This window comes from Pseudomonas sp. TE12234 (assembly GCF_054061835.1).
Window position 1 is genome coordinate 68,817 of sequence record NZ_JBSSEP010000010.1, and the last position, 22,185, is coordinate 91,001.

The 22,185-nt window shown below is 59.1% G+C and carries 17 protein-coding genes and 1 pseudogene; 12 read left to right on the plus strand and 6 right to left on the minus strand.

Going from position 1 to position 22,185, the window contains the following annotated elements; all coding sequences use genetic code 11:
- Positions 1-218: 218 nt before the first annotated feature.
- Positions 219-1,346 (minus strand): branched-chain amino acid ABC transporter substrate-binding protein, encoded by a 1,128-nt coding sequence (locus tag ACVWYU_RS16945; protein ID WP_390959127.1) that lies wholly within the window; start codon positions 1,344-1,346, stop codon positions 219-221.
- Between the two features lie 351 nt (positions 1,347-1,697).
- Between ACVWYU_RS16945 and ACVWYU_RS16950 the strand changes: the two genes are divergently transcribed.
- Complete coding sequence (locus ACVWYU_RS16950; RefSeq protein ID WP_457373218.1) at positions 1,698-2,003, plus strand: DUF2288 domain-containing protein; 306 nt, start codon at positions 1,698-1,700, stop codon at positions 2,001-2,003.
- A 243-nt stretch (positions 2,004-2,246) separates the two neighbouring features.
- Here ACVWYU_RS16950 and ACVWYU_RS16955 read toward each other — a convergent pair whose 3' ends face one another.
- On the minus strand, positions 2,247-4,451 hold the full coding sequence (locus tag ACVWYU_RS16955) for a hypothetical protein (protein ID WP_090317167.1): 2,205 nt from the start codon (positions 4,449-4,451) through the stop codon (positions 2,247-2,249).
- A gap of 198 nt (positions 4,452-4,649) precedes the next feature.
- Between ACVWYU_RS16955 and ACVWYU_RS16960 the strand changes: the two genes are divergently transcribed.
- The gene (locus tag ACVWYU_RS16960) at positions 4,650-5,546 is read left to right on the plus strand and encodes an NAD(P)-dependent oxidoreductase (RefSeq protein WP_457373219.1); all 897 of its coding nucleotides are present in this window, start codon (positions 4,650-4,652) and stop codon (positions 5,544-5,546) included.
- Here ACVWYU_RS16960 and ACVWYU_RS16965 read toward each other — a convergent pair.
- Entirely contained in the window at positions 5,503-7,719 is a 2,217-nt protein-coding gene (locus ACVWYU_RS16965; RefSeq protein WP_457373283.1) for a putative bifunctional diguanylate cyclase/phosphodiesterase, read from the minus strand. The two genes, ACVWYU_RS16960 and ACVWYU_RS16965, sit on opposite strands and share 44 nt — an antisense overlap.
- Positions 7,720-8,010: 291 nt before the next feature.
- On the opposite strand from ACVWYU_RS16965, the gene ACVWYU_RS16970 reads away from it, so the two are divergent.
- Entirely contained in the window at positions 8,011-9,360 is a 1,350-nt protein-coding gene (locus tag ACVWYU_RS16970) for a spinster family MFS transporter (RefSeq protein ID WP_457373220.1), read from the plus strand.
- Between the two features lie 187 nt (positions 9,361-9,547).
- Here the strand turns inward: ACVWYU_RS16970 and rapA are convergent, their stop codons facing one another.
- Entirely contained in the window at positions 9,548-12,394 is a 2,847-nt protein-coding gene (rapA, locus tag ACVWYU_RS16975; RefSeq protein WP_090317171.1) for an RNA polymerase-associated protein RapA, read from the minus strand.
- Positions 12,395-12,612: 218 nt separating this feature from the next.
- Between rapA and ACVWYU_RS16980 the strand changes: the two genes are divergently transcribed.
- From ACVWYU_RS16980 to ccoM, 3 genes are all read left to right on the plus strand, one after another.
- Positions 12,613-12,954 (plus strand): aspartate-semialdehyde dehydrogenase, encoded by a 342-nt coding sequence (locus tag ACVWYU_RS16980; RefSeq protein ID WP_247254821.1) that lies wholly within the window; start codon positions 12,613-12,615, stop codon positions 12,952-12,954.
- 100 nt (positions 12,955-13,054) lie between these two features.
- Positions 13,055-13,216 carry a hypothetical protein gene (locus tag ACVWYU_RS16985; protein ID WP_007998358.1) on the plus strand — a complete coding sequence of 54 codons (162 nt, stop codon included), beginning with the start codon at positions 13,055-13,057 and terminating at the stop codon, positions 13,214-13,216.
- A gap of 142 nt (positions 13,217-13,358) precedes the next feature.
- On the plus strand, positions 13,359-13,475 hold the full coding sequence (gene ccoM / locus ACVWYU_RS16990) for a cytochrome c oxidase subunit CcoM (RefSeq protein ID WP_046816669.1): 117 nt from the start codon (positions 13,359-13,361) through the stop codon (positions 13,473-13,475).
- A gap of 183 nt (positions 13,476-13,658) precedes the next feature.
- On the opposite strand, the gene ACVWYU_RS16995 is transcribed toward ccoM, so the two are convergent.
- Together ACVWYU_RS16995 and ACVWYU_RS17000 are read right to left on the minus strand one after the other, a co-directional pair.
- A complete protein-coding gene (locus tag ACVWYU_RS16995) occupies positions 13,659-15,134 on the minus strand; it encodes an inorganic phosphate transporter (RefSeq protein ID WP_090317175.1) in 1,476 nt (491 codons plus the stop codon).
- 376 nt (positions 15,135-15,510) lie between these two features.
- Complete coding sequence (locus ACVWYU_RS17000; protein ID WP_090317178.1) at positions 15,511-15,711, minus strand: hypothetical protein; 201 nt, start codon at positions 15,709-15,711, stop codon at positions 15,511-15,513.
- 686 nt (positions 15,712-16,397) lie between these two features.
- Between ACVWYU_RS17000 and pcaR the strand changes: the two genes are divergently transcribed.
- The 6 genes and pseudogenes from pcaR to ACVWYU_RS17030 all read left to right on the plus strand — a co-directional run.
- Positions 16,398-17,240 carry a pca regulon transcriptional regulator PcaR gene (gene pcaR / locus ACVWYU_RS17005; protein ID WP_090317180.1) on the plus strand — a complete coding sequence of 281 codons (843 nt, stop codon included), beginning with the start codon at positions 16,398-16,400 and terminating at the stop codon, positions 17,238-17,240.
- 288 nt (positions 17,241-17,528) lie between these two features.
- Entirely contained in the window at positions 17,529-18,875 is a 1,347-nt protein-coding gene (locus ACVWYU_RS17010; RefSeq protein ID WP_090317181.1) for an MFS transporter, read from the plus strand.
- Positions 18,876-19,036: 161 nt separating this feature from the next.
- Positions 19,037-19,894 carry a CoA transferase subunit A gene (locus tag ACVWYU_RS17015; RefSeq protein ID WP_247254820.1) on the plus strand — a complete coding sequence of 286 codons (858 nt, stop codon included), beginning with the start codon at positions 19,037-19,039 and terminating at the stop codon, positions 19,892-19,894.
- Positions 19,894-20,673: a CoA-transferase subunit beta gene (locus ACVWYU_RS17020; RefSeq protein WP_457373221.1), complete on the plus strand. Its 780-nt coding sequence runs from the start codon at positions 19,894-19,896 to the stop codon at positions 20,671-20,673. The genes ACVWYU_RS17015 and ACVWYU_RS17020 overlap by 1 nt, the downstream gene beginning before the upstream one ends.
- A complete protein-coding gene (gene pcaF / locus ACVWYU_RS17025; RefSeq protein ID WP_457373222.1) occupies positions 20,670-21,875 on the plus strand; it encodes a 3-oxoadipyl-CoA thiolase in 1,206 nt (401 codons plus the stop codon). The genes ACVWYU_RS17020 and pcaF overlap by 4 nt, the downstream gene beginning before the upstream one ends.
- Before the next feature lie 36 nt (positions 21,876-21,911).
- Positions 21,912-22,076, plus strand: a pseudogene (locus ACVWYU_RS17030) (protocatechuate 3,4-dioxygenase subunit beta); the annotation flags it as partial.
- Positions 22,077-22,185 lie beyond the last annotated feature (109 nt).

Genomic DNA, 22,185 nt, shown 5'->3' on the forward strand with positions numbered 1-22,185 from the left:
AAACCTGATACGCATTTCACTGGTGGAGTCATTTTCCCGCTCGAGCCCCATGGATCTGCATCCACTTCGAATTCGAGGTTTGCCAGCGAACCGCTGATGACGGTTTTGAGATTTTCAGGTGGGGAGACTAGCGGATCACGCCAGCGCGGCCCAATACGTTCGTAAAACAAAGCCCACGGCACGCCGTGGGCTTTGTTGGCAGTCAGTCAGGCAAGGCCTTACTGAGGCGAAACTTCAGTTTTAGGTTTGCCGAAGTGCCACTCGTAAACCACGAATTTGAAGTCTTTCAAGTCGCCCTTGGCGTCGAAGCTCAGGTCGCCAGTTGGAGTCTTGAAGGTGCCGGCGTGGATGGCAGCAGCCACTTTGGCGGTGTCTTCGCTCTTGGCGGCAGCGATACCGCCGGCAATGACTTCAACAGCCGAGTAGGCCGGGAACACGAACGGACCGCTTGGATCTTCTTTCTTGGCTTTGAACGCATCAGCCAGGGCGACGTTGGCCGGATCCTGGTCGAAGGATTTCGGCAGGGTCACCAGCAGGCCTTCGGAAGCGTCCTTGGCGATCTGCGAAATGGAGTCGTTACCCACGCCTTCCGGACCCATGAACTTGGCTTTCAGGCCTTTTTCCTGGGATTGACGCAGGATCAGACCCAGCTCCGGGTGGTAGCCGCCGTAGTAGACGAAGTCGACGTTGGCTTGCTTGAGCTTGGAGATCATCGAAGAGAAGTCTTTGTCGCCGGCGTTGATGCCTTCGAACACGGCAACCTTGACGCCTTTCTTCTCGAGGGTTTGCTTCACGGCGGTGGCGATGCCTTCACCGTATTGCTGTTTGTCGTGCAGCACAGCAACGATTTTCGGTTTTACGTGATCGGCAATGTAGTTACCGGCGGCAGGGCCCTGGGCGCTGTCCAGACCGATGGTGCGGAACACCATTTTGTAACCACGGTTGGTGATGTCCGGGCTGGTGGCAGCCGGGGTGATCATGATCACGCCTTCGTCTTCGTAGATGTCCGAAGCCGGTTGAGTGGAGCTGGAGCACAGGTGGCCAACCACGAATTTCACGCCGTCGTTGACGACTTTGTTCGCGACCGCGACCGCTTGTTTTGGATCACAGGCGTCATCGTATTCAACGGCTTCGAGTTTCTTGCCATCGACGCCGCCCTTGGCGTTGATTTGCTCGATGGCCATTTTGGCGCCACTGAACTGCATGTCGCCGTATTGGGCTACAGGACCGGTTTTAGGGCCGGCAATGCCGATCTTGATGGTGTCAGCTGCGAACGAATGGCTGGCAACCCCGGCCAGAACCATAGCGGCAAACAGTTTGGAAATCTGCTTAGTAGCCTTAGTCATAGTGCTCCACTCTTACTGTTGTATTTTTTATAGTCCTGGCGCCGTTGGCAGCAAGAACCGGGTCAGATATCCACGACATCCCCCGGAAAAGCCCCCCGGCAACTGTACCGGTACAGTGTAGAGCGCCGATTGTCAGCCTGGGAAGCTGGCGGCGAGGGGCAAAACTCGGGGGTGTCGCTTTTTTGAAAGAAAAAGACAGAATTGCGGCGGGTCTTTGGAGGGCTAATAGCCAGATTCCGTGCATTCCTTGGCATTCCTGCTCTTTTCATTCGGTGACTCCACGTGTTTCTGGGTTTTTCTGCCAGATCACCGACGTTATCATTGCGTCGATTTCTTTTCCGGACAGGACCCATGACTCAAGAACCTAGCACCCTCTATGCCAAGCTGCTTGGAGAAACTGCATCTATTACCTGGAAGGAGTTGGAGCCGTTCTTCGCCAAGGGTGCCCTATTGTGGGTCGACCCTGGTCTGGATTTGATCGCCGCCGCCGAGGCTGTGGCCACTGATGAGAGCGAGAAAGTGGCTGCCTGGTTGGCTGCCGATAAGGTCGCCAAGCTGTCTGAAACGCGGGCGCTGGAGTTGTTTGAACGTGATCCCGAGTTGTGGGCGGTGGTCGTTTCGCCGTGGATAATGATCCAGGAAAGGGCAAGGGCGTAAATGCCTGCACCTTCTTGGTTCGCCGTGCGGACGATTAAAAGTGTGTAGGCGAGTAGCGTGATGGCACGTTGCCGTAGAGAAATGCCACAGCCTCACGGTGACGTAAACGTAACGGGAACAGTTAAGAGAGCAGCCTGAGGGCTGCTTAATTGTTTCTGGATGTTGAGATTTGTATGGTTTGCGAGGGCCGTCATCGCGAGCGAGCTCGCTCGCGATTGGCCAAGACGCGATATGGCATTGGTGTTAGTAAGCGGTTTTACCCGTATGGTTATTCAGCGAAATGACCTTGGTCTTGCCAATGCGGTGACGGTAGATCTCGCGCAGGTACTTGATCGCTTTCTTCACGCAGTCCCGGGACAGGCGAATGTCGTTGATCGAGACAAACTTCTCCTTGTCGTTGATCAGTTCGCGATACTTTTTCTCGTACATCGGCTTGATCGCATACCAGTTGGTGTCGAGGATCTTGGCCGGGTTTTCGAACTCGTTGAGCAGATCGTCAATCAGGTCCTCGTCGAACTGTTCATTAATGATGAAGTCCAGGATCGAGTTGTCGAGGGTGTCATCGAAGCGGTACGGAGTTTTCGCAAAACAACGCTTGATGAACGCCACGATCAGCGTCAGGAAGTCGTCCGACAGGCATGGGCTCTTGGCGATCAGCGTGGTCAGGGACAGGTTGGCCGAGGCGCCGATCACCAGTGCATAGCGCTTGAGCGTGGTGTTGGGGAACAGGCTGTTGAGGTGGGTCTTGAGCCGGTTCAGATCCATGTAGGACAGTTTGTAGTCCTTCGGCAGGGAGACGATCGACACCACCGACGAGCAGTTCTTGAAGAAGTGCAGGTCGTGCAATGCGGCCGCGTCATACCCCGAATTCTTGTACTGCTCCAGCGACGCCCGATAACGCTTGGACTCGATGGGCAGCAGGCTGATGCCTTCGATGGCCTGGGTGACCTTGTTGAAGTGCGGCAGGTCGATGGAGCGGAAGAACAGGTCGTCGATGTTCAGGCGCTGCGGCTCTTTCTCGAACACCTTGAACTTGTCGCTAGTCGGCGGCGGGGTTTCCGGTACGACGGATTCGGCGTAGGCAATGGCCACCGGGCCGGCCAGACTCATGAACAGGTCGTTGGCATCGAGACGAATGGTCTCGCCGATGTCGATCCCCGCGCGACGGAAATAGTTCTGGTCGTAGTCGGTGGTGACCGCTTGCGCCGTCAGAATGTTGAAGATCTGCTGCGAGATATATTGGTTGGCATGCTTTTCCATGGCATTGACATCAATGTTCTGGATGTTGCCGTCGTCGCTCTCTTCGGCGTAACGCATGATGTCGTTGGAGATCAGCATCATGGCGTTCCATGGGCGGATACGGCCCATGACGCTGGCTTCGCTGCTGTCTTCATTGGCGAAGTTGTAGGAGAAGTCCCACTCTTCCGACAGGTATTTGCACAACAGGCGACCGGCGTTGATATGCAACGCTTCGGACATTTCACTGCGGTGATCGGAAATGTTCGGCAGCACGCAGATGCCGCTGGTGAAGATCGGCTCGAAGACGAAGGAATGACCACTCTTGCCGTCATGCTCATCCATCGGCTTGGTGTCGAACGTCTTGTTCATGTACGAGTGCTGTTGGGCCAGGCCGAACTCCGAAGCCATGCCCGAACCGGTACCGCCACCGGCACTGAAAATCGAGAAGTAAAGACGCGACTGGTTGGCCTTGATGCCACAGCTGTCGATCAGGTACGAGTGAATCATTTTCCAGTCGGGGCTGGAGAAACGCTGGGTGTCCTTGTTAAGGATGATCTTGGCCAGGTACTGACCCAGGATCGGCGCGTTACCGGCACCTCCGGCGTGGACTTCGGACAAGTCCATGATTTTCATCTTGCTGTAGTCGCGCAGGAAACCGCTCTTTTCGCCCTTGCGCGAGAAGCGGATACGGCCGGCGATGTCTTTGTCCAGGTCTCCGAGCATGACCAGCGGCTCTACCAGGAATACCGGTTTGGTGGCCTTGTTCGGCCCCAGGCGCAGATTGTTGCGAATCCACTGTGCCGGGCTGTAGCCCTTTTCGGCAAAGCGTTTGTCTGGCGACAGACGATCTTCGTTATTGAATTCGTTGAGGTAGAACTTGCGGGCGTTGTACACCAGCTCCGCGACGTCCAGGGCGATGTTCGAGCCGCAACGGCCCAGGCCGATCAGGCACACCGACGGGAATTCCTGATCGTTGTGCTGTTCGTTGTCGCCTTCCAGATGCGGTGGGCGCGGGAACACCATGTCGCGCAGTCCATCGAGGTTATCGAGGATGCGGTCGGTGTTGGTTTCCGTGAAGTACAGGTATTGCTGAGTCCCCAGCGGGCGTGACGGCAGCAGAGGCTTTGACGGAGCAAGGGCAGGCGCGTTCGCTGCGGGGCTCAAGGTCAGGTCGGATACCGCAGTGGCCGGATTGTTTTTAGAAGTCATTGTTCGCCATGTACCTGGGCTGGATGGTCGGGCGACTCACTGTCGTCGACTGTCACGGAATGAGAACTCGCGTCTTTTTTCAGCGCGTATTGGGTCCAAGCGTCAGTGGCCGTGGCCTGAACGTCGCTCGGGAGAATCCTTTCCTAAGTCATGATGAATCGGCCACTATTCAGCGATCTTTAATCAAAAGGAGGCCAAATGATGTCAACGCTACCTTCGTTGGGGTTCGCCGGTATCGGTTTGATGGGGTTGCCGATGTGCCGGCGCCTGCTGGCGGCGGGTTATCCGCTGACGGTGTGGAACCGTCATCCGGCCAAGTGCGCATCACTGGTCGAAGCCGGCGCTCGCCAGGTCGCGACGCCCGCCGAGCTGTGCCAGCACGCCGATGTGGTGATGCTGTGCCTGGCTGACACCTCGGTGGTACGTGAGGTGGTTTTTGGTGTGGCAGGGGTTGTCGAGGGCGCGAAAAAGGGCCAGTTGCTGGTGGATTTTTCCAGCCTGGAGCCTACCGCAACGCGGGAAATGGCTTCGGAGCTTGTCAGTAAAACCGGTATGGGCTGGCTGGATGCGCCGGTATCCGGCGGCGTGGTCGGTGCCGAGGCCGGCAGTCTGGCGATCATGGTCGGTGGCGATGCGGCAAACCTTGAGCGGGTCAAGCCTGTTTTATTGAGCCTGGGTCAGCGAGTGACGCACATGGGCGCAGTCGGCGCGGGGCAGGTGACCAAGGCCTGCAACCAGATGATCGTGGCGTGCAACGCCCTGGTGATTGCCGAAGTGGTGGCGCTGGCTGAGCGCTCCGGTGTCGATGCGAGTCTGATCGCCGAGGCGCTGGCCGGTGGCTTTGCCGACTCGAAACCCTTGCAGATCCTCGGCCCGCAAATGGCTGACAGCCGTTTCGAACCGGTCAAATGGCACGTGCGAACCCTGCTCAAGGATCTGGATACAGCGGTGAAGTTTTCCCGCGAGCAAGGCTCGGCAACGCCGATCAGTGGCCTGGCAGCGCAGTTGATGCGATTGCATGGCAGTCAGGGTTTCCTGGAAAAAGATCCCGCTACATTAGTGCAGTTGTACCGTGAACCAGGCTCAGGGGCGTAACGCTGAAGGTGTGCCTGCGCTGGTTGATTTCATCCAGCACCGGACGTAAGCCAGCCAGTGGTATCGGGCGGCTGAGCAGGTAGCCCTGGACGTAGTCGCAGCCGTGGTGTTCGAGAAGCTGGTACTGCTCGAAAGTCTCGACGCCCTCAGTGACCACTTCCAGGTGCAGGGTGTGGGCCATCACGATAATGGCCTGGACGATTTCCATGTCCTGGGCGGACTTGGGGATGTCGACAATGAACGAGCGATCGATCTTCAATGTGTTGAGTGGCAAGCGCTTGAGGTACGCGAGGGACGAGTAGCCGGTGCCAAAGTCATCGATCGACAGCGACACGCCCAGGGCGCGAATCTGCTGCAGCAACACCAGCGTATCGGCGATTTTGCCCATCAGGGCATGCTCGGTCACCTCCAGCTCCAGCCGTTGCGGTGCGACCCCGGCACTGCGCAGCGCCTGCTCGATTTCACTGGGCAACTCTTCGCGCACGAGGGTCAGGGGGGAGCAATTCACGGCGATCTTCAGGGTTTCGCGGCCCTGGCGCGATAGCTCGCCGAGGTCCTCGCAGGCCTTGCGCAGCACCCACTTGTCGAGTTCGGTGATCAGGCCATTGGCTTCGGCGATGGGAATGAAGCGGTCCGGTGCGAGAAATCCGTGGATCGGATGCTGCCAGCGAATCAACGCTTCAAGCTTGCTGACTTGCCCGGTCTTCAGGTCGTAGATGGGTTGGTAATAGAGCATCAGGCCGGCATCTTCTCGCAAGGCATGGCGCAGCTCTTCTTCCAGTTGCAGCTCCAGCGTGGCCCGGGCCTTGAGATTGGCGCTGAAAAAATTCAAGCCGTTACGCCCGCTACCCTTGGACTGATACAGCGCCAGGTCGGCATTCTTCAGCAGCTCCTCGCAAGTCTTGCCGTCCTCCGGGAACACGCTGATGCCGATGCTGGTGGTCATCACCATGCGCCGTCCGGCCAGTTCGATGGGGTCTTTCATTTTCTGCATGATGCGCTGGGCCATCTGCCGGGCCTCGTCGCGATCGTGCAGATCGATGAGGATGCAGAACTCGTCGCCACCGAAGCGCGCAACCACATCTTCGTGGCTGCGCACCGAGGCCTTGATGTGGCTGGCCAGTACCTTGAGCAGTTCGTCTCCAGCGTCATGGCCAAGGCTGTCGTTGATCCTCTTGAAATGGTCGATGTCGAGGAACAGGACCGCGAGCATGCCGCCTTCGTGGGTTTTCTCGATGAGCTTCTCGGCGAAAATCTGGTTGAAGCCGCGTCGGTTGATCAGGCTGGTCAAGGCATCGTAATGCGCGACCTGTTGCAGGGATACTCGAGCCTGGTCGAGTTGGCTGAGCAACGAGTTCACCCGTTGCAAATCGTGATCCTTGATTTGCAGTTTCTTGTCCGCCAGGGCTGCGCTGATGCAGCTGCCAATGATGAGCAGCGTCATGATCGCGACAGTCACCCCCAGCTGCAGGTGGTTGTGTTCCCCCGGCTGCGGCAAGGGGGTGCCGCTTGGCAGCGCCAGATTGAAGGCCGCCATTCCCGTGAAGTGCATGCTGATGATGCCGGCCCCGAGCACCAGGCTCGCGCTGTACTTGAGCAACTGATGAAACATCCCGGTGCCGTTGCGCAAATGGCGAGCCAGTAACAGTGCCGCCAGACTGGCGCCTATCGCGACCAGTATGGATAGCGCGAACAACACTGGCTGGTAGTAGACCATCGCCTGCGACTTCATGGCACCCATGCCCACGTAATGCATGGTCGAGATGCCCATGCCGATCCAGACCGATGCCTTAAGGCATCGCCAAAAGCTCAGGGCGGGACGGCTGAGGGTGTACATCACCAGCCAGGAGGTGAGCAGGGCGATCAACAGGGACAACAAAGTAACGGGCAGTTGGAAATGAACATCCACCGGCACTTTGAACGCGAGCATGCCAATGAAATGCATGGCCCAGATACCGCCCGCCAGGCATCCGGCACCGACCCAGCGCCAAAGGCGTTGGGAGGAAGGGTTATCTGCATGGGCAACCCGCTCGGCCATGTCCAGTGTGGCAAAACTGCCAGCACAGGCGACCAGATAGGCCAGTAACACCAGAAATGGGTCGTGCATGCAATTGAGTATGACTTGCCCGCTTTCCGATAGCTCGGTAATGAAATGCAAACCAAGCCACTCCATAGCATGCCCCATCAAGATCATCCCGGCCCGCGCAATCGGCGCTGGCGAATGCATTGGAGTATAGAAGCCATGTGCGAAGCGCAAGCCGTAGTGGCTAATTGAACCCAACCTTTTTGGAATTAGGTTTAGAGCGTTTGGAAATAAATTGTTGCATGGGCTGCGCCCGTCCCCATGGTTGGGTATCAGTCTTGCGAATAATGACAGACAGCATTGGAGGGGCTGACTAGATTGCAAACTCCGGGCTCGGATGCGCTGGCAGTGAAGCCCCATAACAATAAAAGAGATGGACCCATGCAGAACTCGACCCAAGCGGCGAATGCCTGGCGCATTCTGTTCCTGCTGTTCCTGGCCAACCTGTTCAACTTTTTCGACCGCACCATCCCGGCCATCATCATTGAGCCGATCCGCATGGAATGGCACCTCAGCGACTTTCAACTGGGGATCATCGGCACTGCATTCACCCTCGTCTACGCCATCGCCGGCCTGCCATTGGGGCGGATGGCCGATACCGGTTCGCGCAGCAAGTTGATGGGCTGGGGGCTGGCCGTGTGGAGCGGGTTGACGGCAGTCAACGGCATGGTGGGCAGTTTCTGGAGTTTCCTGGTCGTGCGCATGGGCATCGGCATCGGTGAGGCCAGTTACGCGCCCGCCGCCAACTCGTTGATCGGCGATTTGTTTCCGGCTCACCGGCGGGCGCGGGCCATGGGTATCTTCATGCTTGGCCTGCCTTTGGGGCTGTTGCTGGCGTTCTTCACCATCGGTGCGATGGTCAAGGCATTCGACAGCTGGCGCGCACCGTTCTTCATCGCTGCCGTGCCGGGACTGATCCTGGCGGTCTTCATGTTCTTCATCAAAGAGCCGAAACGGGGCGCTGCCGAGAGCGTACAGGTCTCGCAGGAGCGCGTAGACCGACCAATTCGCCGGGTGCTGGCGGTGCCGACTTTCCTGTGGCTGGTGTTGGCCGGTCTTTGCTTCAACTTCGCGACCTATGCCTGCAACTCGTTTCTGGTGCCGATGCTGCAGCGTTACTTCCTGATGCCGTTGCAGGAGGCGGCGGTGGCGACCGGTGTGATTGTTGGTGTGACCGGGTTGGTCGGCCTGACGCTGGGTGGCTGGGTCGCGGACAAGATTCATCAGCGCGTCGCCAATGGACGTCTGCTGTTTGCCGCGGTGAGCCTGATTATCTCGACCCTGTGCACGGCCTGGGCGCTGCATTCGGGGCGAATCGATATTGGCGTATTCGTGGCGGTGTTCAGTCTGGGCTGGTTGTTTGCCTATAACTTTTACACCTGCGTGTACACGGCGATTCAGGACGTGGTCGAACCGCGCCTGCGGGCGACGGCCATGGCGCTGTTTTTTGCCGGGTTGTACCTGCTGGGCGGTGGACTGGGTCCGGTGGTGGTGGGCGCGTTGTCTGATCACTTCGCCCATACAGCGATGCTTGCCGCCGGTGCCGAACAGATGACCGAGGCGTTCAAGGCCGTCGGCCTGCATGATGCGATGTACCTGATCCCGGTGGCGCTGTTTTTCACCATGGTGTTTCTGTTCCTGGCTTCGCGGTGTTTTGTGCGCGATGCCAAGCGGATGAAGGAGGGGTTGATTGCTGTGGTCGAGCCAGACGGGGTTGCAGCGACTGCATAATGACTTTCGCGAGCAAGATCGCTCCCACGGGTGTTGAGGTATTTACAGATTCTGTGCACGACTCGAACACCGTATGAGCGGGCTTGCTCGCGAAGAGGCCATCAGCAGCAGCCGATGAAATTCAGGTAACAAAAAAAAGGCCCGCATCGCTGCGGGCCTTTTCATTTATAGCGGTGGAGCAGGGGATTTAACCCGCCACCAACACCCGGATCGCTTCCAGTCGTAGCGCGGCCTTGTCGAGCATGGCCAGGCCTTGCTCGCGTTGTTTGCGCAGGGCAACCAGTTCGCTGTCACGTACGGTCGGGTTGACCGCTTGCAAGGCGGTCAGGCGAGCCAGTTCTTCATCGGTATCGGCCGCCAGACGACGTTGCGCCTCGGCCACACGCTCGGCGTGACGCGGGTAGATCTTGTCTTCGCCAGCATTGATCCGTGGCGTCAGCTGATCGCGCTGGGCCTGGATGAATTTGTTGGCGCTGGCGCGCGGTACGCTTTCCAGCTGATCGTTCAAGGTCTCGAACGACACCCGGGCCGACAAGTCGTTACCGTTCGGGTCGAGCAGGCAGCGCAGGGCGGCCGGTGGCAGGTAGCGGCCCAGTTGCAGCGAACGCGGGGCAACCACTTCGCTGACATAGAGCAATTCGAGCAACACCGTGCCGGGTTTCAGCGCCTTGTTCTTGATCAGTGCCACGGCGGTGTTACCCATGGAGCCGGACAGCACCAAATCCATGCCGCCCTGAACCATCGGGTGTTCCCAGGTGATGAACTGCATGTCCTCGCGGGACAGCGCCTGGTTGCGGTCGTAGGTGATGGTCACGCCTTCGTCGTCGCCCAGCGGGAAGCTGGCGTCGAGCATTTTCTCGCTCGGCTTGAGGATCAGGGCGTTTTCCGAATGGTCTTCGCTGTCGATGCCAAATGCATCGAACAGGGTTTCCATGTAGATCGGCAGGGTGAATTGATCGTCTTGCTCGAGGATGGCTTCGACCAGTGCATCACCTTCGCCAGCGCCACCGGAATTGAGTTCCAGCAAACGGTCGCGGCCGGTGTGCAACTCGGCTTCCAGGCGCTCGCGCTCGGTGCGGGCTTCGTCGATCAGCGCTTGCCATTCAGCGTCGTCGGCTTCTTCCAGCAGCGGCAGCAGACGCGGGCCGAATTGATGCTGCAGGGCGTTGCCGGTCGGGCAAGTATTGAGGAACGCGTTCAGCGCTTCGTGGTACCACTGGAACAGGCGCTCTTGCGGGCTGGTTTCCAGGTATGGCACATGCAATTCGATGACGTGCTTCTGACCGATCCGGTCCAGGCGACCGATACGTTGTTCAAGCAGGTCCGGGTGCGACGGCAGATCGAACAGCACCAGGTGATGGGAGAACTGGAAGTTGCGGCCTTCGCTGCCGATTTCCGAGCAGATCAGCACTTGCGCGCCAAATTCCTCGTCGGCGAAGTAAGCGGCGGCACGGTCACGTTCGAGGATGTTCATGCCCTCGTGGAACACCGTGGCCGGAATGCCCGAGCGCACGCGCAGGGCGTCTTCCAGGTCCATGGCGGTTTCGGCGTGGGCGCAGATCACCAGCACCTTGGTGCGCTTGAGCATCTTCAGGGTGTCGATCAGCCACTCGACGCGCGGGTCGAATTTCCACCAGCGCTCTTCTTCGTTGGCGTCCGGCTGCGCCTGGAAGCTGACTTCCGGGTAGAGCTCGGCGTGATCGCCCAATGGCAGCTCGAGGTATTCGTCCGGGCACGGCAGCGGGTACGGATGCAGTTTGCGCTCCGGGAAACCCTGCACGGCCGCGCGGGTGTTACGGAACAGCACGCGGCCAGTGCCGTGACGGTCCAGCAGTTCGCGCACGAGACGGGCGCTGGCTTCGGTATCGCCATCGTTGACTGCGCTCAGCAGGGCTTCGCCTTCGTTACCGAGGAAGCCATGGATGGTCTTGTGCGCTTCAGGCGACAGACGCCCCTGGTCCAGCAGTTCCTGGACGGCCTCGGCCACCGGGCGATAGTTTTCGCTCTCGGCGCGGAAGGCGTGCAGATCATGGAAACGGTTTGGATCGAGCAGGCGCAGACGGGCGAAGTGGCTGTCCTGACCCAGTTGTTCCGGGGTCGCGGTCAGCAGCAGCACGCCCGGGATGGTTTCGGCAAGTTGCTCGACCAGCGAATATTCAGGGCTGACCTGATCTTCGTGCCACACCAGGTGATGCGCTTCGTCGACAACCAACAGGTCCCAACCGGCTGCGAACAGTGCGTCCTGGGCTTTTTCATCTTCCACCAGCCATTCGAGTGCCACCAGCGCGAGCTGAGTGTCTTCGAACGGGTTGCCGGCATCGCTTTCGATGAAGCGTTCTTCGTCGAACAGCGCGACCTGCAGGTTGAAACGGCGACGCATTTCCACCAGCCACTGGTGCTGAAGGTTCTCCGGCACCAGGATCAGCACGCGATTGGCGCGCCCCGACAGCAATTGGCGATGGATCACCAGACCGGCTTCGATGGTCTTGCCCAGACCCACTTCGTCGGCCAGCAAAACCCGTGGAGCGATTCGGTCGGCGACTTCACGGGCGATGTGCAGCTGGTGCGCGATCGGTTGCGCACGCACGCCGCCCAGGCCCCAGAGCGCGGATTGCAATTGGCGGCTGGTGTGTTCCAGGGTGTGATAGCGCAGGGAGAACCAGGGCAGCGGGTCGATCTGCCCGGCGAACAGGCGGTCGCTGGCCAGGCGGAACTGGATGAAATTCGACAGTTGGGTTTCCGGCAGGGTGACCACTTCGTTCTGTGCGTTGAGGCCGTGATAGACCAGCAACCCATCGATGTCGTCGACTTCGCGAACGATCAGCTTCCAGCCTTCGAAGTGAGTGATGGTGTCACCCGGCGAGAACCGCACGCGGGTGAGGGGCGCATTCCGTAGCGCGTACTGGCGGGTGTCGCCAGTGGCCGGGTAGAGCACGGTCAACAAGCGGCCGTCCTGTGCCAGAACGGTGCCTAAACCCAGCTCGGCTTCGCTGTCACTGATCCAGCGTTGCCCCGGTTGATACTGCTGCGCCATGCTGCCTGACTCCCACCTTGAAAAAGCGGGCTATCTTAACGGAATGAGGGCTTGAGGGCCAAAAGACTCTCATAAAAACTCTGAGTCTTACGTTAGCCCACCCACGTCAGGTGTGCGGGGAAGGGCACTCTTTCGTGCCAATTGGGTCACAGTTTGCGACCGATGGCTCAAGTCGCCCTCTGCGCGGCCGACAGCCTGCTCACAGGAGACTGATAAATATGCTGCCACCGATGCTCCCCTTGAGTGCCGTACCGATCACCTCACAGCATGACCCGATCCGTCCGCGCCCTGACATCGCGCCCGTGGTTCCTGCGCAGGAGAGCTCCAGCGACAGCACGATCGACCTGAAACATCGCGATTCTGACGAAGCTACCTTGCTGTTGCGTGAGGAGCAGCGTCGGCAGCAGGAACGCCAGCGCCGCCGTCGGGAAGCCGATGATGACCCCGAAGCGCATCTGGCGATTCCGGGCGATGAACTTAACGCCGATAACACCGTGCCGGTGGCGCCACTGATGGAGGATCAGCCCCGTCAAGGTTTGTGGGTGGATATCGAGATTTGAGTTGGCGGCTGGTCAGCGCCGTCGTCAGACCGCATTATTGGCAAAATCCTGCCAACCGATGCGGCAGCGCACCCTCAATTCAAGCGATGCACTTAACGCCATGAGCCAAGACGACAAGCTGATCGACCTCAACGCCGAACGCGCCAAGCGTATCCATGACCTTAATGACAAACGCCTGAATGAAGTGCGCCAGGCGTTCGAGCAAGCGATGCCTTTGGGCAAAGCCAAGAAAAAGCCAAAAAACAAACCGAAAAAGCGTTAAACCCGTAGCGCTAATTGATGTAGGTCAGTTTTTCCCCTCCTTTATCCCCGTTATCGGGCGACATTGATCCCGGTCAATATTCTCTCCTGCCTGTTTGGTTAACTTAATTCCATCGCAACAAGGCAACTGCAGGAGACGCGTCATGTTTTTCGACAACGTGGTGATCGCTGGAGTGCTGACCGTCAGCCTCATGTTTGTTTTTTTTGCAGGATTCGGATTGTTTATCTGGAAGGACTCGCACAAGCGGAAAAAACCGTAAGTCTTTCTCGATGTAATGGGCACGCAAGGCATTTTGGGCAACTTCGGTTGCCCTTTTTTTTGTCTGCGAAAAACTGACCGACAATGCAGGGCTCGTACACAGGAGGATTGCTGTTTCTGCAGAATTGCAGCAATAAAAAAGGCGCGGTCCTTGCGGAGCGCGCCTTTTCCGTTCGGCTGCGTATCAGCTGCCGAGTGCCTTCGAGGCCAGCCAGAACAGACCGGCCGACAGGCCCACCGTGGCTGGCAGGGTCAGAACCCAGGCCAGCAGGATGTTTCTGACGGTGCCGCCTTGCAGGCCGCTTTTGTTGGCGACCATGGTACCGGCCACACCCGAGGACAGGACGTGAGTCGTGGACACCGGCAGGCTGAAGATGTTGGCCATGCCGATCAGGCTCGCGGTGGTGATCTGTGCCGACATGCCCTGGGAGTAGGTCATGCCCTGCTTGCCGATCTTCTCGCCGATGGTCAGTACCACGCGTTTCCAGCCGACCATGGTGCCCAGGCCGAGGGCCAGTGCGACCGCCAGAATCACCCAGAACGGGGCGTATTCGGTGGTGGTGGTCAGATCTTTGCGCAGCTTGTCCAGGTCAGCTTTTTCTCGTGCTGCCAGGCCAGGCAACTTGCTGACTTTCTTCGCCGTGTCGTCCAGGCAGAGCAGGTAGCGACGAACTTCGATGCGGTGTTCCGACGTCAGCGAGTGGTAGTCGGCTACGCCCTTGAGCGTGCCGAGCAGGGCGGTAATGGTCGGTTCGGTCTGTTGCGGGTTGCAACGGAATTTCTCCGGAAGATCGCCTTCCACGCTCTTGCCCAAGGCCAGGAACTCACCCAGGGTTTCGTGATTGCGCTGGTAGAACTGGCTCAGGTGCAGGGTCGCGTCGCGGGTGCGCTCGATCTGGTAAGTGGTGCTGTTCAGGTCAAGCACGAACTGCGCCGGCACGATACCGATCAATACCAGCATGATCAGGCCAATACCTTTCTGGCCATCGTTGGAACCGTGCACGAAACTCACGGCCATTGCCGAAATCACCAGCACCAGGCGGTTCCAGAACGGCGGGTGTTTCTTGTCGTCGATCTTGCGGCGCTCTTCCGGTGTCTTGTGCATCTTCGACAGCGGACGCCACCATTTGAGACCGATCAGGATCAATGCGGCAATCAGGAAACCCGCCATCGGCGAGAACACCAGCGATGCGCCGATATCAATCGCTTTCTGCCAGTTCACCCCGTCGGCCAACGGAATGTCGTTGATCAGGGCGTTGGCCAGACCGACGCCGAGGATCGAGCCGATCAGGGTGTGGGAGCTGGAGGCGGGGATACCGAAATACCAGGTGCCCAGGTTCCAGGCGATGGCGGCGGCGAGCAACGAGAACACCATTGCCAGGCCGTGGCCGGTATTCACATTGATCAGCAGCTCCACCGGCAGCAGGTGAACGATGGCATACGCCACGCCAACGCCGCCCAGCAATACGCCGAGGAAATTGAACACACCGGAAAAAAACACGGCCAGATGGGGCGGCATTGCTTTGGTGTAGATAACAGTGGCGACCGCGTTAGCGGTGTCATGAAATCCATTGATGAACTCGAAGGCGAGGACAAAAGCCAGGGCGAGCAAGAGGCTCACAAGCACCCAAGCATCCAGTCCGCTGAATAAATCGATCATGAAGGTTTTCTGACCCGGTCATAAGGGGGCGCGATTATGCCAGAAAAGACTGTGAATCGATGCACTTGCTGCTCATCGGTAACATTCTTCAACGAATTATTTTGTATCCATACCCGAAGCGTCAGCGAATTTTCGGGTTTCACAAGTCGTTGAATTTATTTGGAAAGCCTTGCGCCACAAGGGTTTCCCTCACCGGCAGGCGGGGCTGGGTACTTGTGTGAAAATTCTGAAATGAGGGTCAGATATGAGCCTTTTACCTCGTCCGATGGACAAGATAGCTTCAGCCCGCTCGTGGCGGGCGTAAAAGGCAACATCAGTACATCCCGCTTTTAACGGGGGCAAATGCAGACCCTTGAAAGGATTCAGGCCGAAGCAGTCATGGCTCTTCGGCTTTGAGTTCCTTTTCCATTTTCTGCAATTCCTGAATGAAAGCCTGATCCTGAACGGTGGCGCGTTTACGCCAGGGTTTGCGTTCCGGCTCGGGTTGGGCGGCGTAGGTGGTGACTTCCCCGCCGTAAACTTCCTTGTAACGTTGTTCCTGGCGCTCAAGTTCCGCGCGCAGTTCGTCTTTCGTCACAGTGCTACCTGATTGAGTTGAGATGAATTCTGGTGAATCGCGCTGCGTTCAATGTATTGACCACACTCGTCGAACCAACGAGGCTCGAAAACCATCGTTTTCGGTTGTGTGATCGATACTTCCGTTTTGCAGGCGGCTACGGCACCAGAGATAAACAGCTGACGTAGCATCAGTATCCTATTTCGGCGAGCGTGATGGCGAACCTTGTGCGGTCAGCGTCGGGCGCTTGCCGAGGGCAGCAGCGATGGAACATCGCGCCACCGGGTAGCGTGTTCGGCGAATAAAATGCCGCTTGGCTACTGTTTGTATTATAGCGAGCGAATCACAGAACACTATCGTCAACTCAGTAAAAGTAGATCTTGATGTGTGATTGTGTTGTTGCAGGCAACTTTTAGTGTGAACTAGATCGTTGGCCGGTATCACTTTGCAGCGATGCCTTTCTGGCGCCATTAAGCCGAACAAGTAAGGCAACTATAGCGAAGCCTGAAGTCCGCATTGGCGCCTGGGTAAAAGCTTATTAAGGAAGACAGCACGACCCGGTCAGTGAGGGTACGGTTCAGGGCCTGCGTCAATTGCGATTATCGGTCGATGGTTCGATAATCGCCCAATGTTGGCGGTGCGGGCTTGTATAGCAGGTCGATAGCCGCTTGTAATAGTCGCTGATCCGTGTGGGAAAAGGACCTTAAATGAACGATCAAATGCGCAACTCCTTCGCTTCAGTGGCACCGCCGATCGTTGCCTCGCCAGCCAAGCGGATCCAGGCCCTGACCGGCGATCCGGATTTCATGACCTCCCTGGCGCGTGGATTGGCCGTCGTGCAAGCATTCCAGGAGCGCAAGCGGCACCTGACCATCGCCCAGATCAGTCATCGCACGGAAATTCCCCGCGCCGCCGTGCGCCGTTGCCTGCACACGCTGATCAAACTCGGCTACGCCACCACCGATGGGCGCACCTATTCCCTGCTACCCAAAGTGCTGACCCTCGGGCACGCCTATGTCTCTTCCACGCCGCTGGCAGTCTCTGCCCAGCCGTATCTGGACCGCATGAGCGAGCAACTGCATGAGGCCTGCAACATGGCGACCCTGGAAGGCGATGACATTTTGTACATCGCCCGTTCGGCGACCACTCAGCGTCTGATTTCCGTTGATCTCTCGGTGGGCGGGCGCTTGCCGGCCTATTGCACGTCGATGGGCAGGATCCTGCTCGCTGCGCTGGACGACACGTCGCTGGGTGAATATCTCGACCACGCCGACCTGCAAGCCAAGACCAGTCGAACCATCCACACCCCCGAAGCACTGCTGGAGTGCCTGCAAGAAGTGCGGCAACAGGGCTGGTGCATCGTCGATCAGGAGCTGGAACAGGGGCTGCGCTCGATTGCCGTTCCGGTGTACGACGCGTCCGGCCAGGTCGTCGCGGCCCTGAACGTCAGCACCCACGCCGGGCGAGTCAGTCGCAACGAACTGGAGCAGCGCTTCCTGCCCGGCCTGCTGAGTGCCAGCCGCGACCTCAGTTCCCAGCTGTTCACCTAAGCTGTTCGATAAACGCACAGAGTCGCGTTTGGCGAATTGACGCTCTTTCCTCAGGCTCATTAATGTCGCGGCAGCGTCACCCGGCGCTGTCGATGCCGATTCGGCGCCGGACGACGACCCCATAATAATGAGAAGAGGCTCCCCTATGCGCATGTTCCCCACCTGCTGGCGTTCCCGTTGTTTTTCTTGCCAGACCTGGATCGCCTGATCCCGACACCCCTTTCCCAGTAACAGCGTCAGCCGCGGCTGGCAGCTGTTCGACTGCGTTTTTTGCGTGGAATAAAAACAATGAACCAGCCTCAGTCTGCTGTAGGTCACTGCCTTGATGTGCAGTCCTTCATCAACGCTCAACCCATTTCGCGCTATCAGTGGCGCGTAGTGATCCTGTGTTTCCTGATTGTCTTCCTCGATGGCCTCGACACGGCCGCCATGGGGTTTATAGCGCCGGCCCTGTCCCAGGATTGGGGCATTGATCGGGCCAGCCTTGGCCCGGTGATGAGTGCGGCACTGATCGGCATGGTCTTCGGCGCACTGGGTTCCGGCCCCTTGGCTGACCGCTTCGGGCGAAAAGTCGTATTGGTGGGGGCGGTGCTGTTGTTCGGTGCGTTTAGCCTGGCCTCGGCCTACAGCACCAATGTCGACCAGTTGCTCGTGCTGCGTTTCCTGACCGGCCTGGGACTGGGGGCGGGTATGCCCAACGCCACGACCCTGCTGTCGGAATACACCCCGGAGCGCAAGAAATCCTTGCTGGTGACCAGCATGTTCTGCGGTTTCAACCTTGGCATGGCCGGGGGCGGATTCATCTCCGCCAAGTTGATACCGACGTTCGGCTGGCACAGCCTGTTGCTGATCGGTGGGATCCTGCCCTTGATCCTCGGTGTCGTGTTGCTGCTGTGGCTGCCGGAATCGGCGCGCTATCTCGTCGTGCGCAACCGTGGCACCGACAAAGTGCGCAAGGCGCTGGCGCCGATTGACCCGACAGTGGTAGCCCAGGCTTCCAGTTTCAGCGTGCCCGAACAGAAAACCGTGAAGGCGCGCAACGTGTTCGCGGTGATCTTTTCCGGCACCTACAGCGTCGGCACTTTGTTGTTGTGGCTGACCTACTTCATGGGCCTGGTGATTGTGTACCTGCTGACCAGTTGGTTGCCGACCCTGATGCGTGACAGCGGCGCGAGCATGGAACAGGCAGCCTTCATCGGAGCCCTGTTCCAGTTCGGCGGGGTGTTGAGCGCCGTGGGTGTGGGTTGGGCGATGGACCGGTTCAATCCGCACAAGGTCATCGGCACTTTCTACCTGTTGGCCGGCGTGTTTGCCTACGCGGTGGGGCAGAGCCTGGGCAACATCACGATATTGGCGACCCTGGTGCTGATCGCCGGGATGTGCGTCAACGGTGCGCAATCGGCAATGCCTTCGCTGGCTGCGCGGTTTTATCCGACCCAGGGGCGTGCCACCGGGGTGTCGTGGATGCTCGGCATTGGCCGCTTCGGCGCCATCCTTGGTGCGTGGATGGGCGCAACGTTGCTGGGCCTGGGCTGGAACTTCGAACAGGTGCTGACTGCGCTGGTGATTCCGGCGGCCCTTGCCACTACGGCGGTGGTGATCAAGGGCTTGGTCAGCCATGCGGATGCGACCTGATCGACGATCGGTAGTTAGACAACAATGTGTTCGATAAACGAACACTCAGTCGATTATCGGATTGTTTGGCGTTTTTCAGGGGCTTAATCTGCAGTCATTCCGGCGCTGCGCATCGGCGCCTTCTTCCACTGTCGGTTAATAACAAACGGGAGCCTGCCCCAATGGCTGAAATTCTTTCGCTGCACGACGCGGTGAAGCAATTCGTAAACGACGGCGATACGGTCGCGCTCGAAGGCTTCACTCACCTGATCCCGACGGCGGCGGGTCACGAAATCATTCGCCAGGGCAAGAAAGACCTGACCCTGGTGAGAATGACCCCTGACTTGATCTACGACCAGTTGATCGGTGCCGGTTGTGCCCGCAAGCTGATTTTCTCCTGGGGCGGCAACCCGGGTGTCGGTTCTCTGCACCGTCTGCGCGACGCCGTCGAAAAACAGTGGCCGCATGCGCTGGAAATTGAAGAACACAGCCACGCCGACCTGGCCAATGCCTACGTCGCGGGGGCTTCCGGCCTGCCGTTTGCGGTACTGCGCGCCTACGCCGGTTCCGACTTGCCGAAGGTCAACCCGCTGATCAAATCCGTCACCTGCCCGTTCACTGGCGAAGTGCTGGCCGCCGTGCCTTCGGTGCGTCCGGACATCACCGTGATCCACGCGCAAAAAGCCGACCGCAAAGGCAACGTATTGCTGTGGGGCATCCTCGGCGTGCAGAAAGAGGCCGCCCTGGCCGCCAAGCGCTGCATCGTGACCGTTGAGGAAATCGTCGACGACCTCAACGCGCCAATGAACGCCTGTGTCCTGCCGACCTGGGCCTTGAGTGCGGTCTGCCACGTACCCGGCGGCGCGCATCCGTCCTACGCGCACGGCTACAACGAGCGCGATAACCGTTTCTACCAGGCCTGGGACCCGATTGCCCGCGACCGTGAAACCTTTACCGCCTGGATCAACGAGTACATCCATGGCAGCGCTGACTTCAGCGAGTTCCAGGCCAAACTGGCCGCCGCTTCGGAGGCTAAGTAATGACTTACACCACCAATGAAATGATGACCGTCGCCGCCGCTCGCCGTCTGAAGAACGGTTCGGTGTGTTTCGTCGGTATCGGCCTGCCATCGAAAGCGGCCAACCTGGCGCGCCTGACGTCCTCGCCGGATGTCGTGCTGATCTACGAGTCGGGTCCGATCGGTGCCAAACCGAGCGTACTGCCACTGTCGATTGGTGACGGTGAACTGGCGGAAACCGCTGACACCGTGGTGCCGACCGGTGAGATTTTCCGCTATTGGCTGCAGGGCGGGCGCATTGACGTCGGTTTCCTCGGTGCCGCGCAGGTCGACCGTTTCGGCAACATCAACACCACCGTGGTCGGTGATTACCATGCGCCGAAAGTGCGTCTGCCGGGTGCCGGTGGCGCGCCGGAGATTGCTGGTTCGGCCAAAAGCGTACTGATCATCCTCAAGCAGTCGTCCCGTTCGTTCGTCGACAAGCTCGACTTCATCACCTCGGTCGGCCACGGCGAGGGCGGCGATTCGCGCAAGCGTCTGGGTCTGCCAGGCGCCGGTCCGGTCGGCATCATTACCGACCTGTGCATCATGGAGCCGGAAGCAGGTACCAACGAGTTCGTGGTGACCGCGCTGCATTCGGGCGTGACCCGTGAGCAAGTGGTTGCCGCCACCGGTTGGCCGATCCGTTTTGCCGATCACGTCGATACCACTGCCGAACCGACCGAGGTCGAACTGACGGCATTGCGTGACCTCGAAGCCCGCACTGCAGCGGCCCATGGCCAAGCCCCCGGAGAAGCGTGATGCGTGACGTTTATATCTGCGACGCGATTCGTACCCCCATCGGCCGTTTCGGCGGTGGTCTGTCGGGTGTTCGCGCCGACGACCTGGCCGCCGTGCCGATCAAGGCGCTGATGGCGCGTAACCCGTCGGTGGACTGGAATGCGGTGGACGAGGTGTTCCTCGGCTGCGCCAACCAGGCCGGTGAAGACAACCGCAACGTGGCGCGTATGGCGCTGCTGCTGGCGGGGCTCCCGGAAACCATTCCGGGCGTGACCCTCAATCGCCTTTGCGCTTCGGGTATGGATGCGATCGGCACCGCGTTCCGTGCCATTGCCAGTGGCGAAATGGAGCTGGCGATTGCCGGTGGCGTCGAATCGATGTCCCGCGCACCGTTCGTGATGGGCAAGGCCGATGCCGCTTTCTCGCGCAACATGAAGCTCGAAGACACCACCATCGGCTGGCGTTTCATCAACCCGTTGATGAAAGCCCAGTATGGTGTGGATGCGATGCCGCAGACCGCCGACAACGTGGCTGACGATTACAAAGTCTCCCGCGCCGATCAGGACGCCTTCGCCCTGCGCAGCCAGCAACGCACCGCCGTCGCCCAGGCTGCCGGCTTTTTCGCCGAAGAAATCGTCGAAGTGCGCATTGCCCACAAAAAGGGTGAAACCGTGGTCAGCCAGGACGAGCATCCTCGCGCCGACACCACCCTCGAAGCCCTGACCAAACTCAAACCGGTCAACGGTCCCGACAAAACCGTGACCGCTGGCAACGCTTCCGGCGTGAACGACGGTGCGGCGGCGCTGATCCTGGCCTCGGCTGAAGCGGTGAAAAAACACGGCCTGACCGCTCGCGCCAAAGTGCTGGGCATGGCCAGCGCCGGTGTTGCACCACGGGTGATGGGCATTGGCCCGGTGCCAGCGGTGCGCAAACTGACCGAGCGCCTGGGCGTGGCGGTGAGTGATTTCGACGTCATCGAACTCAACGAAGCCTTCGCCAGCCAGGGGTTGGCGGTGCTGCGCGAGTTGGGGATGGCGGACGACGCGCCGCAGGTCAACCCGAACGGTGGCGCCATTGCCTTGGGTCATCCATTGGGCATGAGCGGTGCGCGGCTGGTCTTGACTGCTTTGCACCAGCTGGAAAAAACCGGTGGCAAGAAAGGTCTGGCGACCATGTGCGTCGGCGTTGGCCAAGGGCTGGCGTTGGCAATCGAACGCGTCTGACACGCTTCGAAGACAAGAACAACAGAGGAATGCTTCATGACTGACAGGCCAGGTTACCGTCGCCCGCAGGAAGGCACTCAGCCGCCTTACCTGCACCCGACGTACCCATCCAACAACCTGTGCTCGCCGTCCAATCCTCTGGTGTTCTTGTCACATTCGTTGTCGGAAATGACCGGGCCGACCATTGGCACCGAACACATCATCGTCTGACGCGTATTGACTGGTTAACCCGGTCGCTCTTGCGTCTTTCGCTGGCAGGCCAGCACCTACAAGGGATCGACGTCGCTAGGGCATCTGTGGAACGGGGCTG